This is a genomic window from Rhodovulum sp. DZ06 (assembly GCF_050586345.1).
In the GTDB taxonomy this organism is placed as follows: Bacteria; Pseudomonadota; Alphaproteobacteria; order Rhodobacterales; family Rhodobacteraceae; genus JBOCEF01.
In genome coordinates this window covers 14,137-28,017 of record NZ_JBOCEF010000054.1, presented here as the reverse complement: position 1 = coordinate 28,017, position 13,881 = coordinate 14,137, and the positions used below count along the sequence as shown (strand labels likewise).

The 13,881-nt window shown below is 71.4% G+C and carries 10 protein-coding genes; 6 read left to right on the top strand and 4 right to left on the bottom strand.

The annotated features are described in order from the left end of the window. Positions 1 to 76: 76 nt before the first annotated feature. The 3 genes from pth to ACQ5SO_RS18490 form a co-directional block, all read right to left on the bottom strand. Entirely contained in the window at positions 77 to 814 is a 738-nt protein-coding gene (pth, locus tag ACQ5SO_RS18500) for an aminoacyl-tRNA hydrolase (RefSeq protein WP_430943123.1), read from the bottom strand. Between the two features lie 166 nt (positions 815 to 980). Further along, the gene (locus tag ACQ5SO_RS18495; RefSeq protein ID WP_430943122.1) at positions 981 to 1,559 is read right to left on the bottom strand and encodes a PEP-CTERM sorting domain-containing protein; all 579 of its coding nucleotides are present in this window, start codon (positions 1,557 to 1,559) and stop codon (positions 981 to 983) included. Between the two features lie 259 nt (positions 1,560 to 1,818). Further along, positions 1,819 to 2,445 (bottom strand): 50S ribosomal protein L25/general stress protein Ctc, encoded by a 627-nt coding sequence (locus ACQ5SO_RS18490; RefSeq protein ID WP_430943121.1) that lies wholly within the window; start codon positions 2,443 to 2,445, stop codon positions 1,819 to 1,821. A gap of 304 nt (positions 2,446 to 2,749) precedes the next feature. Between ACQ5SO_RS18490 and ACQ5SO_RS18485 the strand changes: the two genes are divergently transcribed. The 4 genes from ACQ5SO_RS18485 (at position 2,750) to ACQ5SO_RS18470 (ending at position 6,986) form a co-directional block, all read left to right on the top strand. Next, entirely contained in the window at positions 2,750 to 3,553 is an 804-nt protein-coding gene (locus ACQ5SO_RS18485; RefSeq protein ID WP_430943120.1) for a (Fe-S)-binding protein, read from the top strand. A gap of 2 nt (positions 3,554 to 3,555) precedes the next feature. Next, on the top strand, positions 3,556 to 4,983 hold the full coding sequence (locus ACQ5SO_RS18480; protein WP_430943119.1) for a LutB/LldF family L-lactate oxidation iron-sulfur protein: 1,428 nt from the start codon (positions 3,556 to 3,558) through the stop codon (positions 4,981 to 4,983). Next, positions 4,980 to 5,675, top strand: a complete 696-nt coding sequence (locus tag ACQ5SO_RS18475) for a LutC/YkgG family protein (RefSeq protein ID WP_430943118.1) — start codon at positions 4,980 to 4,982, stop codon at positions 5,673 to 5,675. The genes ACQ5SO_RS18480 and ACQ5SO_RS18475 overlap by 4 nt, the downstream gene beginning before the upstream one ends. A 120-nt stretch (positions 5,676 to 5,795) precedes the next feature. Continuing rightward, on the top strand, positions 5,796 to 6,986 hold the full coding sequence (locus ACQ5SO_RS18470; RefSeq protein WP_430943117.1) for a Hint domain-containing protein: 1,191 nt from the start codon (positions 5,796 to 5,798) through the stop codon (positions 6,984 to 6,986). Between the two features lie 350 nt (positions 6,987 to 7,336). On the opposite strand, the gene ACQ5SO_RS18465 is transcribed toward ACQ5SO_RS18470, so the two are convergent. Further along, positions 7,337 to 8,248 (bottom strand): alpha/beta hydrolase family protein, encoded by a 912-nt coding sequence (locus ACQ5SO_RS18465; RefSeq protein WP_430943116.1) that lies wholly within the window; start codon positions 8,246 to 8,248, stop codon positions 7,337 to 7,339. 199 nt (positions 8,249 to 8,447) lie between these two features. Here ACQ5SO_RS18465 and ACQ5SO_RS18460 point away from each other — a divergent pair, with 199 nt between their 5' ends. Both ACQ5SO_RS18460 and pyc read left to right on the top strand, forming a co-directional pair. Continuing rightward, positions 8,448 to 10,229: an acyl-CoA dehydrogenase gene (locus tag ACQ5SO_RS18460; RefSeq protein ID WP_430943115.1), complete on the top strand. Its 1,782-nt coding sequence runs from the start codon at positions 8,448 to 8,450 to the stop codon at positions 10,227 to 10,229. A gap of 154 nt (positions 10,230 to 10,383) precedes the next feature. Next, positions 10,384 to 13,830, top strand: a complete 3,447-nt coding sequence (gene pyc, locus ACQ5SO_RS18455) for a pyruvate carboxylase (RefSeq protein WP_430943114.1) — start codon at positions 10,384 to 10,386, stop codon at positions 13,828 to 13,830. Positions 13,831 to 13,881: the final 51 nt, after the last annotated feature.

Sequence of the window (13,881 nt, the reverse complement as noted above, 5' to 3'; positions counted from 1 at the left end):
CCCCCCCCCCCCCCCCCCCCCCCCCCCCCCCCCCCCCCCCCCCCCCCCCCCCCCCCCCCCCCCCCCGCGTCCCCCCTCAGCGGAACCTGCGCTTGAGCTTCTCCAGCGGCGAGAGCGCCGCGAACTCGGCATGGTTCAGCTCGCCCGCGTCATTGGCGTCCACGCCCCTCGGCGCCCCCGTCGGCCGCTGCGCCGGGTTCTTCTGCTTCGGCGCCTCGGCGGCGGGCTTCTTCGGCTTCTTCTCGGGCTGCGGCATCCGCAGCGCCACGGCGTTCATGAAGCCGCCGTCGTCGCCCGCGGCCAGCTTCGGCGCGCCGTCGCAGATCCCGCGCAGCTCGTCATCGAGCCAGCCCTCGTCCGCCTTGTGGAAATCGTGCAGCACGTAATTGCTCACCTGCCGCTTGTCGCCCGGGTGGCCGATGCCCATGCGGATGCGCCGATATTCCGGCCCCAGGTGCTGGTGGATCGAGCGCAGCCCGTTATGCCCCGCATGGCCCCCGCCATGCTTCACCTTCAGCCGCCCGGGCGCGAGGTCCAGCTCGTCGTGGAACACCGTCAGCGCGTCCATCTCCAGCTTGAAGAAGCGCAGCGCCTCGGCCACCGACTCGCCCGAGAGGTTCATGAAGGTCATGGGCTTGAGGAGCATCACCCGGTCCGAGCCGAACCGCCCCTCGGCCATCTCGCCCCTGAAGCGCGCGCGCCACGGGCCGAAGCCGTGGTCGGACGCGATCCGGTCCACGGCCATGAAGCCGATATTGTGCCGCGTGTTCGCGTATTTCGCGCCCGGATTGCCCAGTCCGACCCAGAGCTGCATGGGGAGCCTCCCGCCTTGATCGCGCCGCCGTCTGCGCCCGGCTTGTACGGGCAAACGGCGGCCGGGTCCAACCCCGCGCGCGGAGGCGCGACGGGCCGGAACGCAGGACGCCCCGGCGCGGCGGCCGGGGCGTCGGGATCGCGGGGGGCGCGCGGCAGGCGGGGCCTCAGCCCCGGCGGCGCAGGGCCGCGGCGCCCGCAAGCCCCGCCGCCAGCAGCAGCCCCGTGGCCGGCAGCGGCACGTCGGCGGCCAGGGCGGGCGCCATCGAGGTCAGCGCCAGCTCGTCCCCGGTCCCGCCATTGGTCTGGATGGTAAAATACCACACCGACACCGGCGCCGCCGAGCCGATCACGTTCTGGAAGCCGAAATCGCTCTCCTCGTTGATCTCGCCGAAGACGCCCGAGGCCTGCGGCTGGCCCACCAGCTCCATCGTCGGGTCCAGCGGCGCGGTGAAGAAGAAGCCGAACTCGGTGAAATCGGACAGCCCGAAGGTCCCGTCGCCCACGCTCGCGCCCGAGACGGTGATCTCGAAGGCGGTGATGGCCAGCCCGCTCCCGAGGCTGCCGTACCACACCCCCGCGGGGGCCGAGAACACGGCGTCGTCGAGGGTGACCGAACCGGTGGCGGAGGCGCCGTTGCCCACCCCCTCCCAGGCCAGGTCGAACGTGGCGGGCGCGGCCGAGGCCCCGGCGGCGAGCCCGAGGCCCAGCGCGGCGGCGAGAAGGGTGGAAGTTCTTGCGGTCATCGTCGTCTCTCCCCGGATGAATGACCGGCACACCAAAGGAAGCGCCCGGCGAAGGTCAAGTTTAAACGAAAACGCCCGCCCCCTTTCTGGTCTGCGCCCCTGGTTTCATTTGCGACCCCGCGGGCTCCCCGGGGGCTCCGCCCCCCCCCGCGCCCCACCCCGCAAACGAAAACCGCCGCGCAAGGTCTCCCTCGCGCGGCGGTCATGCTCGGCGGTCATGGTCGGCGTCAGGCGGCGCGCCGGGCGCGCCGCGGCGGGATCACTCCTCGCCGCCCTCTTCGCCTTCACCCTCTTCGCCCTCTTCGTTCTCGGACGACTTCAGGCCCGACGGGGCCGAGATGTTCGCGATCACGAAGTTGCGGTCGATGGTCGGGCGGGTGCCCTTCGGCAGCTCGATGTCGTTGATGTGCACGACGTCGCCGATGTTCAGGCCGGTCATGTCCACGGTCAGCTTCTCGGGGATCGCGCCCGCGGTCACGCGCAGCTCGACCTCGTTGCGGACCACGGTCAGCACGCCGCCCTTCTTGATGCCCGGGGCGGCTTCATCGTTGATGAACTCGACCGGGATGTAGAGGTTGATGCGGGACTTCTCGGACAGGCGCAGGAAGTCGACATGGGTCGGCAGGTCGCGCACCACGTCCTTCTGCACCGCGCGGCAGATCACGCGGGTGTCCTTGCCGTCCACCTTCAGGTTCAGAAGGGTGGCCATGAAGCGGCCGGCCTTGAGCATCTTGAGAAGCTCGTTGTGCTTCACGTTGATGGCGATCGGGTCCTGCCCGCCGCCGTAGACCACTCCGGGAACCAGGCCTTCACGGCGCGCAGCGCGGGCGGCCCCTTTGCCCACGCCTTCGCGGCCGGTGGCTTCGAGAATCGGCATCTCGGCCATGTCGCATCTCCTTGATAACTTGGAAGCCGCCGGGGCGGATGCGCCCCGCGGCGCGCAACGATCCTCCAGGGGTGTAAGCGTCGCGCCGCGCGGCCTTACGCGCACGGGGCCGGAAATGCAACCCGCAATGCCTCCGCTTCCCCGTGAAACGGCCCTCCCCGCGGCTTCCCACGCCGCCGCGCCCGCCCGGAGCGCTTGCGCGGGGCAGGGCGGATTGGTAAGGAAAAATGACCAATCGGGCCGCCGGGTGCAAGGCGGCCGTCGCGCGTCCGCCCCGCGGCGCGCGCGGACAGGGAGAGCCGCCATGACCCAGCCAGCCGCCGCGCCCGCCGGGGGAGCCGCACAGCCGGGCGCAGACGCGCCCGACGTCGCGCTCCTCGTCACCTGCCTCGTGGACGCCTTCCGCCCCTCGGTCGGCTTCGCCGCCGTCCGGCTGATCGAGGAAGCGGGCTGCAAGGTCCACGTCCCCGAAAGCCAGACCTGCTGCGGCCAGCCCGCCTGGAACTCGGGCGACCGGGACGGGGCCGCCGCCCTCGCCGCCCGCACCATCGAAGCGTTCGAAGGCTATGACTACGTGGTCCTCCCGTCCGGCTCCTGCGCCGCGACGATGATCAAGGACTATCCCGAGATGTTCCGCGCCGAAGACCCGATGCGCGCGCGGGCCGAGGCGCTGGCCGCGAAGACGCATGAGCTCGTCAGCTTCCTGGCGGACATCCGCGGCATGACGGGGGTCGAGGCGGCGCTCTCCGGCTCCGCCACCTATCATGACAGCTGCTCGGGGCTGCGGTCGCTGAAGATCAAGGACCAGCCGCGCGCGCTCCTCGCCTCGGTCGAGGGGCTGGAGCTGCGCGAGATGCAGGAGTCCGACGTCTGCTGCGGCTTCGGCGGCACGTTCTGCGTGAAATACCCCGAGGTCTCGGGCGTCATGGCCGGGGACAAGACCCGCAACGCCGCCGAAACCGGCGCCGACCTGGTGCTGGCCGGGGATCTCGGCTGCCTGATGAACATCGCCGGCAAGGCCTCGCGCGAAGGGCTGTCGATCAAGGCCCGCCACGTGGCCGAGGTGCTGGCCGGGATGACCGACACGCCCGCGATCGGGGAGGAGTGAGCATGAGCGTCCACGAGCCGACCTCCAAGGCCTTCAACAAGAACGCCCATGACGCGCTGCGCGACCAGAACCTGCAGAGCGCCCTGCGCGGCGCCCGCGGAAACTTCGTCGCCAAGCGCGCCAAGGCCCGCGCGGGCCTGCCCGAATTCGACGCGATGCGCGACGCGGCGAAGGAGGTGAAGGACCACGTCCTCGCCAATCTCGACATCTATCTCGAGCATTACGAGCGCCAGGTGAACGACTCCGGCGGCCATGTCCACTGGGCCGAGACCGCCGAGGACGCCCGCCGCATCGTCCTCGACATCTGCCGCAAGGCGGGCGCGAAGACGGTCAACAAGGGCAAGACGATGATCTCCGAGGAGTGCGGGATCAACGCGCACCTGGAAGAAAACGGCATCCGCCCGGTGGAGACCGATCTCGGCGAATACATCATCCAGCTGCGCGGCGAGGCGCCGTCCCACATCATCGCCCCCGCGGTGCATGTCACGGTCCCCGAGGTGCGCGCCGATTTCCGCAAGCACCACACGCATCTTCCGCGCGACCGCAACCTTGAAGGCCTCGACACCCTCCTCCTCGAAGCCCGCGGCATCCTGCGCGAGAAGTATTTCGAGGCCGAGGTCGGCATCACCGGCGCCAACATGCTGGTGGCCGAGACCGGCCAGTCGGTGATCGTGACGAACGAGGGCAACGGCGACCTCTCCCAATCCCTCCCGCGCGTCCACATCGTCATGGCCTCGCTGGAAAAGATCGTCCCCACCCTCGAGGACGCCTCGACCATCCTGCGCGTCCTCGCCCGCTCGGCGACGGGGCAGGAGATGTCGGTCTACACCACCTTCTCCTCCGGCCCCCGCCGCCAGGAAGACCCGGACGGGCCCGAGGAATACCATGTCGTGCTGCTCGACAACGGCCGCTCGGCCATGGTCGGCTCGGAGTTCGAGGAGATGCTCCGCTGCATCCGCTGCGGCGCCTGCATGAACCACTGCCCGGTCTACCAGGCGGTCGGCGGCCACGCCTATGGCTGGGTCTATCCGGGGCCCATGGGCGCCGTGCTGACCCCGTCCCTGATCGGGGTCGAGGAAGGCGGCCAGCTGCCCAATGCCTCCACCTTCTGCGGCCGCTGCCAGGACGTGTGCCCGATGCACATCCCGCTGCCGAAGATGATGCGGTCGTGGCGGGAGCGGGAGTTCGAGAAGAACCTGCAGCCCGACGCCATGCGCAACGGCCTCGCCGCGTGGAACTGGCTGGCGAAGCACCCCGCCGCCTATCGCATGGCGGTGAAGGCCGCGCGCACGGGGATCGGGCTGCTCTCCAAGGACGGCAAGGCCAAGTCCCTGCCGCTCGCGGGCGGCTGGACCGGCATCCGCGATTTCCCCGCCCCCGAGAAGGGCGGCGGCTTCATGGACCAGTGGAAGGGAGGGCGCCGTCGATGACCGGGACCGCCAACGACACCGCGCGCCAGCGCATCCTCACCCGCGTGCGCCGCGGGGCCGAGGATTCCGCCCATGCCGCCGGGCGCTCCATGTCGGACCGCCGCGCCGCCGCCGAGGCCCGCCTCGCGGCCGCCGGAACCCGCCGCGCCCCCACCCCCGCCGCCGCCACGCTCGAGGGCGAGGCGCGGGTGGCGCAGTTCCTCCAGAAGCTCGAAGCGGTGGACGGGACCTGGGACCGCATCCCGTCGCTGGACGCGCTCCCCGCCGCCCTCTCCGAGGCGCTGCGCGGGCGCAACCTGCCCGCCGCCATCCGCATGGGCGCGGACCCCGAGCTGACCGGCCTCGACTGGGCCGGCCTCGACGCCTCCTCCGGCGTCGGCCGGATCGAGGAGCCCGCGACGCTCTCCCGCGCCGCCGCCGCCTCGGCCGAGACCGGCACGCTGGCGCTGGTCTCCGGCCCCGACAACCCGGTGACGCTGACCTTCCTCGGCGAGACGCATTTCGTCGCCCTGAAGCGCTCCGAGATCCTCGGCGGGCTCGACGACGTGTGGGAGGTTCTGCGGGCCCGCGGGGCGCTGCCGCGCACCGTCAACCTGGTGACCGGCCCGTCGCGCTCGGCCGATATCGGCCAGGTGCTGCAGCTCGGCGCCCATGGACCCGTCGCGCTGCATGTCTTCGTGATCGAGGACTGACGCCCCGCCTGATCGCTCCCCGGCGGGGCGCCGCGCGCGCCCCGCCGCCGTCTTCACGGCACGGAAACCAATTTACGCGACGCTCCCCGCGCTTTCGACGCAAATGCGGAGCGGCCGCGCATGGCGACCTTCACCTGGTCGGCCCTTTACCTCGGGACGATCGCCGATATCGACACGGATGAAGGGGTTCTCGGCGCCGAGAATCCCAACGCGCTGATCCGCACCTGGGGCTCGGCCGCCGATCCGCTGTTCAAGCACGACGCCGCCCTGACGGCCACGAGCGACGAGCCCGACAATCTCGAGGTCGACAGCAACCAGGTCGGCGCGCCCGACACCATCTCCTACGACATCGGCGGCGGGCCGGTGACCACCCAGGTCGACACCGGCGCCGCGGTCACCGCGCTGGTGACCTTCCACGACGGCACGACCTACAACAGCTCCTTCGCGGTGATCCAGGACCAGACCGGCAAGGTGTTCCTGCTGATCGCGGACACCGACGCGACGCTGGCCTCGAAGGCGATCGACACCTTCCAGGTCACGGGGGTGACCAAGACCGACTATGGCGGCCTGTTCCTCGACACCCGCGACGACCTCTCCTTCGTCTGCTTCGCCTCGGGGGGGCGCATCGCGACGCCCTCCGGCCCGCGGCTGGTCGAGGCGCTGCGCGAGGGCGACATGGTGCTGACCGACGATGCCGGGCCGCGGCCGATCCGCTGGATCGCGCGGCGCAGCCTCTGGCTTCCGAGGGGAGAGAGTCGCGACCGCCCGGTGCGCGTCGCCGCAGGCGCGCTGGGCCCGGGCCTGCCGGAGCGGGACGTGGACCTCTCGCCCCGCCACCGGGTGCTGCTGCGGCTGGCCCCCTGGGCGGCGGCGGCGATGGAGGCGCGCGGCAAGGGCGGGCGCAAGGCGCAGCCGGAGGGCGGGGGAGAGCCCCTCGAGGTCCTCAGCGCCGTCGGCTTCCTCTGCGGCGCCCCCGGCATCGCCCCGCGCCGCGGCGTCCGCACGGTGGACTACCACGCGCTGATGCTCGACGGGCATCACCTGCTGCGGGCCGAGGGGATGGGGGCCGAGAGCTTCCATCCCGGCCCCTATGCCCGCCGCACCCTGCCGCAGGCCGATCTCGCGCGCCTCCTGGCCGTGCGCCCCGAGCTCGCCGCCCCCGAGGCGACGCCCGGCCCGCTCGCCCGCCGCGACCTCAAGCGGCGCGAGGCGGCGGCCCTGGTGCGCGCGGCGCAGCGGCGCGGCGGCCTCGGCGCGCTGGCGGAGCCGGAGGAGGACGCGCCCCCCGCCGCCGGGCGCCGGGTGGCCTGAGCCGCGCCCGGCGCAACGCCCGCCGCAAGCAAGACGCAAGGGGCGCGGCGCGGGCGGGCGAGCGGGGGCCGCGCGCCCCCCGAGCCCGGCCGCAGCGCCGACGCCCGGGGCCGCGCCGAACCCGTCCGGAGGCGCGCGGCCCGTGGCTAGCCGCCTGTCCTCCCGACGCTAGTCATCCTTGCGCGTGTCATCCTTGCGCCGGTCATCCGCCGCCCACGGCGCCTCGCCGGGCAAGCGCCGGCGGGCGCCCGCTGCGCCCAGGGCGTCCTCTCCGGGGCCGGGGCCGGGGTCCGGCCCAGCAGGCCCCCCGGGGGCGCCGCCCCCCGCCCGCGCCGCCCCCCGCCCGCGCCTCAGTCCGCGATCATCGGCCAGGCCGCCGCCGCCCGCCTGCTGAAGCCGCCGATATGCCCGACGCTCTCCAGCCCCAGCGCCGCCGGGTCCATCACCCGCGTCTCGACCCCCGAGGCGCCGGGATAGAACCGCGCCATGTCCTCGACCACCGCGGTCGGAATGGTGTCGTCATCGGCGGCGGAGACCAGCGTCAGCCTGCCCGAGAAGGGCGGATCTGCGGGCATCGGCAGCGCCCCGCCCCAGTCGCCCTTGTGCAGGTCCGGCCCCGTGCACCAGCGCCGCCAGTCGCGATAGACGTTCGGCGGAAGGTCCGCGCCCAGCCCGAACAGCTTGCCGGGGATGTAGCCGTGGAACATCAGCGCCGCCTGGCCCAGCCCGTGCCAGAACCCGAAGGCCTGCGCCCGCGCCGCCCCGCGCGCCCGCGTCCACAGCGCCGGGCCCGAGCACACCGCCGTCAGCCGCGCCACCGCGTCCGCCCGGCCATGCAGCATCGTCCCGAAGCCGCCCATCGAATGCCCGATCACCCGCAGCTCCGCGCCCGGGAACCGCGCCGCCATGAACGCCAGCGCCGCGCCCTGGTCATGCAGCGCCCAGTCCACCATCCCCACCTGCGACCGGCGCAGGGCCGACCGGCTCTGCCGCGCCTCGCAGCCGCGATAGGCGTAGATCAGCGCCGCCGCGCCCCGCTCCCGCGCCAGCCATTCGGCGAAGGCCGCGTAGTAATCCCGCGGAACCCCCGCCGCGCCGTGCAGCACCACCGCCGCAACCGGCGCCCCCGCGGGCAGGAACAGCCGCCCCGCCAGCGTCGCGCCCCCGGGCCGCGACGGCTCGGACGGCGCGCCCCCCGGCGCCTCGATGAAAACAGCTTCCTCGCGCGCCGTCGCGCCGGTCTTCGCCCTTGTTTCCTGCATTTTTCCCCCTCCCGCCCCCCTCGAGCCGGCCATACGCGGAGCGGAAGCCTGACCCGCAAGCGCGCCCCCCCGCAATCCTGACGCCACGTCAGACCCCGCCTCGGGCATTGCCGACTTTCGTTCGATGTGGAACAACGTTCCGCAACAAACGCCCCGGCGAGGACCGCGGGCCACAGGGACCAGCGGAGGAGCCCCGACCATGCCCAACATCGCCCGCCTCGAGGACCTCGAATTCATCCTCGACGACATGCTCGGCCTCGATGAGCTGCTCGCCCGTCCCCGCTATGCCGAGCATGACCGCGACACGATCCGCGCGATGATGGAGACGGCGCTGAAGCTGGCCGAGGAGAAGTTCCAGCCCCACGCCGCCAAGGCCGACGCCAACGAGCCGCATTTCGACGGCGAGCGGGTCCACATGATCCCCGAGGTGCAGGAGGCCCTGGGCGCCTATGTCGAGAACGGCTTCACCACCATGGGCTTCGCGGCGGAGCTCGGGGGGATGCAGCTGCCGCTCTCCGTCGCCTCCTCGATCCGCACGGTCTTCGCCTCGGCCAATATCGCCACGCTCGCTTACGTGGGCCTGACCGCGGGCGCGGCGGGGATGCTGAACGCCCATGGCAGCCAGGAGCTCAAGGACCGCTACCTGCAAAAGCTGATCGACGGGACATATTTCGGCACCATGTGCCTGTCCGAGCCGCAGGCGGGATCGTCGCTGGCCGACATCACCACCCGGGCCGAGCCGCAGGCGGACGGCACCTATCGCCTGACGGGCCGCAAGATGTGGATCTCGGGCGGCGAGCATGAGCTGACGCCGAACATCGTCCATTTCGTCCTCGCGAAGATCCCCGGCGGCCCGGCGGGGGTGAAGGGGATCTCGCTGTTCTGCGTCCCCAAGGTGCTGCCGGACGGCACGCGCAACGAGGTCCAGCTCATGGGCCTCAACCACAAGATGGGCTATCGCGGCACCACCAACTGCGCCCTCGCCTTCGGCGAAAAGGACGGCGCCGTCGGCTGGCTGGTGGGGCCGGAGCATGAGGGCCTCGCCTGCATGTTCCACATGATGAACGAGGCGCGGATCGGCGTCGGCGCGGGCGCCGCGGCGCTGGGCTATGCGGGCTACCTCCACGCGCTCGACTACGCCAGGGAGCGCCCCCAGGGCCGTCCCCTCGACGGGCGCGATCCCACCGCGCCGATGATCCCGATCATCGAGCACCCGGACGTGCGCCGCCAGCTTCTGCGCGCCAAGGCGTACGCGGAGGGCGCGGTGGCGCTCTGCATCTCCTCGGCCCGCCTCGTCGACGACATGCGCTCCGCCGACCCCGAGACGGCGGAAAAGGCCGAACTCCTCCTCGACGTGCTGACGCCCATCATCAAGTCCTGGCCCTCGGACTGGGCGCTGGAGGCGAACGACATCGCCATCCAGGTCCATGGCGGCTACGGCTATACCCGCGACTACCCGGTCGAGCGCCTCTACCGCGACAACCGCCTCAACCCGATCCACGAGGGGACCAAGGGCATCCAGGGGCTCGACCTGCTGGGCCGCAAGGTGCGCCAGAAGAACGGCGCCTGCTACGCCGCGCTGATGGAGGCGATCGGCGCCACGGTGGCCGAGGCGGCGCAGGACGCGGCGCTGGCGGACATGGCGACCGACCTGCAAAAGGCGGCCGAGCGGGCCACCGCGACCACCAAGGCCCTCATGCAGGCGATGGGGACCGAGGGCGCCGCCCCCGCGCTCGCCAACGCGGCGGTGTACCTGGATATGCTCGGGCACGTGACCGTGGCGTGGATCTGGCTGCGCCAGGCGGTGGCGGCGCGCAAGGCGCTGGCCGCGGGGGACGCGGCCCGGGCCGACATGCTGCAGGGCAAGATCGCCGCCGCCCGGTTCTTCTTCGTCCAGGACCTGCCGATGATTCACACGCAATGCGATCTTCTGGACCGCGTGGATCGCACCGCGCTTGAATGCGAGGCGGCGTGGTTCTGACCTCTCCGCAAACCTGACCCCTTCGCGGCGAACATTCTGACGACAGGCGTCGCGTTCCGGCAAGATCATGTCGCGCTGCAACATTTCGTTGCAGCGCGCCTCTCCCATGCTACGACTATTGCGTGACAGCGCCTGCGGGAGGGCCGGAGAGACCATGCAGACCTTCAACAAGATCCTCGTCGCCAACCGATCCGAGATCGCCATCCGCGTCATGCGCGCGGCGAACGAGATGGGCAAGAAGACCGTCGCGGTCTATGCCGAGGAGGACCGGCTGGGCCTTCACCGCTTCAAGGCGGACGAGGCGTATCATATCGGCGCCGGCATGGGCCCGGTCGAGGCGTATCTCTCGATCCCCGAGATGATCCGCGTCGCCAAGCAGTCCGGCGCCGACGCCATCCACCCCGGCTATGGCCTGCTGTCCGAGAACCCCGAGTTCGTGGACGCCTGCCGCGAGGCCGGGATCGCCTTCATCGGCCCGACCGCGGAGACGATGCGGATGCTCGGCGACAAGGCCAGCGCCCGCCGCGCCGCCATCGCCGCGGGCGTCCCCGTGGTCCCGGCGACCGAGGTGCTGCCCGATGACATGGGCGCCGTCGCGAAGATGGCGGACGAGGTCGGCTACCCGCTGATGCTCAAGGCCAGCTGGGGCGGCGGCGGGCGCGGGATGCGCCCGATCATGGGCCCCGATGAGCTCGCCGAGAAGGTCCGCGGCGGGCGCCGCGAGGCCGAGGCCGCCTTCGGCAATGGCGAGGGCTATCTCGAGAAGCTCATCCTCAAGGCCCGCCATGTCGAGGTCCAGGTCCTCGGCGACAAGGCCGGCTCGGTCGTCCACCTGTTCGAGCGCGATTGTTCCGTTCAGCGCCGCAACCAGAAGGTCGTCGAGCGCGCCCCCGCGCCGTATCTCAGCGAAGAACAGCGCGCCGAGGTCTGCGAGCTCGCCCTGCGCATCGCCCGCCACGCCAAGTACGAATGCGCCGGCACGGTCGAGTTCCTGCAGGACATGGCCGACGGCAAGTTCTACTTCATCGAGGTGAACCCGCGCGTGCAGGTCGAGCACACGGTGACCGAGGAAGTCACCGGCATCGACATCGTCCGCGCCCAGATCCGCATCGCCGAGGGCGCCTCGATCGCCGAGGCCACCGGCGTGCCCGGCCAGCACGCGATCTTCCTGCGCGGCCACGCGCTCCAGTGCCGCGTGACCACGGAAGACCCGACCAACAACTTCATCCCCGACTATGGCCGCATCACCGCCTATCGCGGCGCCACCGGCTTCGGCATCCGCCTCGACGGCGGCACGGCCTATTCGGGCGCGGTCATCACCCGCTATTACGACTCGTTGCTGGAAAAGGTCACCGCCTGGGCCCCGACCCCGGACGAGGCCATCGCCCGCATGGACCGCGCCCTGCGCGAGTTCCGCATCCGCGGCGTCGCCACCAACATCGCCTTCGTCGAGAACCTGCTGAAGCATCCGCAGTTCCTCGACATGACCTACCACACCAAGTTCATCGACGAGACGCCGGAGCTGTTCGACTTCGCCCCCCGCAAGGACCGGGCGACCAAGCTGCTGACCTTCATCGCCGACATCACCGTCAACGGGAACCCCGAGGCCGCGGGCCGCGCCAGGCCCCCGGCCTGGGCCAAGCCGCCCCGCGCGCCGCAGGTCCCCGACGCGACGCCCCCCGCGGGCACGCGCCAGCTGCTCGAGGCGGGCGGGCCGAAGGCCGTGGCCGACTGGATGCTGTCGCAGGAAAGCCTGCTGCTGACCGACACGACCATGCGCGACGCGCACCAGTCGCTGCTGGCCACCCGCATGCGCAGCTTCGACATGATCGCCGCCGCGCCCGCCTATGCGCACAAGCTGCCGCAGCTCTTCTCCATGGAGTGCTGGGGCGGGGCGACCTTCGACGTGGCCTACCGGTTCCTCCAGGAATGCCCCTGGCAGCGCCTGCGGGACCTGCGCGCCGCCATGCCCAACCTGATGACCCAGATGCTGCTGCGCGGCGCCAACGGGGTGGGCTACACCAACTATCCCGACAACGTGGTGCAGAAATTCGTGCACCAGGCCGCCGACAGCGGCGTCGACGTGTTCCGCGTCTTCGACAGCCTCAACTGGGTCGAGAACATGCGCGTCGCCATGGACGCGGTGCTCGAGACGGACAAGGTCCTCGAGGGGACCATCTGCTACACCGGCGACATCCTCGACCCGGCCCGCGCCAAGTATGACCTGAAATACTATGTCGGCATGGCGAAGGAGCTGCAGGCCGCGGGCATCCATGTCCTCGGCCTCAAGGACATGGCCGGGCTGCTGAAGCCCGCCCAGGCCCGGATCCTCGTGAAGGCGCTGAAGGAGGAGACGGGCCTGCCCGTCCACTTCCACACCCACGACACCTCGGGCATCGCCGGCGCCACGATCCTTGCGGCCGCCGAGGCGGGCGTGGACGCGGTGGATGCGGCCATGGACGCGTTCTCGGGCCTCACCTCGCAGGCCTGTCTCGGCTCCATCGTCGAGGCGCTGCGCTTCACCGACCGCGACACCGGCCTCGACCCCGCCGCGATCCGCGAGATCTCCGATTACTGGGAAGCCGTGCGCTGGCAATACGCGGCCTTCGAGTCCGAGCTGAAGGCGGGCGCCTCCGAGGTCTACCTGCACGAGATGCCGGGCGGCCAGTTCACCAACCTCAAGGCGCAGGCGCGCTCGATGGGGCTGGAGGAGCGCTGGCACGAGGTCGCCAAGATGTATGCCGACGTGAACCAGATGTTCGGCGACATCGTGAAGGTGACCCCGTCTTCCAAGGTCGTCGGCGACATGGCGCTGTCCATGGTCGCGGGCGGGCTGACGGTGGATGACGTCACCGACCCGGCCAAGGACATCAGCTTCCCGGACTCGGTCATCGGCATGATGCGCGGCGATCTCGGCCAGCCCCCGGGCGGCTGGCCCGCGGCGATCCAGAAGAAGGCCCTGAAGGACGGCGAGGCCTATACCGACCGCCCCGGCCTTCACGCCGCGCCCATCGACCTTGAGGACGCGCGCAAGGAGGCCTCGGCCAAGCTCGGCGGCATGAAGATCGATGACGAGGATCTCTGCGGCTACCTGATGTACCCGAAGGTCTTCACCGACTACATGACCCGCCACGACGATTACGGCCCGGTGCGCGTGCTGCCCACCCCCGTGTTCCTCTACGGCATGGAGCAGGGCGAAGAGATCGCCATCGAGCTCGAGCGCGGCAAGACCCTGCAGGTGCTGCTGGTCGCGCTGGGCGAGACCACGGATGAAGGCACCGTGCGGGTGTTCTTCGAGCTCAACGGCCAGCCGCGCTCCATCGTGGTGCCGAACCGCTCCGCCTCTGCGGCGGTGGCGCGGCGCCCGAAGGCCGAGGACGGCAACCCGGCCCATGTCCCGGCGCCGATGCCGGGCGTGATCGCCTCGGTCGCCGTGTCGGTGGGCCAGAAGGTGGCGGCGGGCGACATGCTGCTGACCATCGAGGCGATGAAGATGGAGACCGCGATCCATGCCGAACATGCGGGCGTGGTGAAGGCCGTCCACGCCCCCGCCGGGTCGCAGGTCGACGCCAAGGACCTGCTGGTGGAATTCGAGGGGTGACTTCGAGGGGGAGGGAAGGGGAGGCCTCCCCTTCCCTCCCCCTCGAAGTCA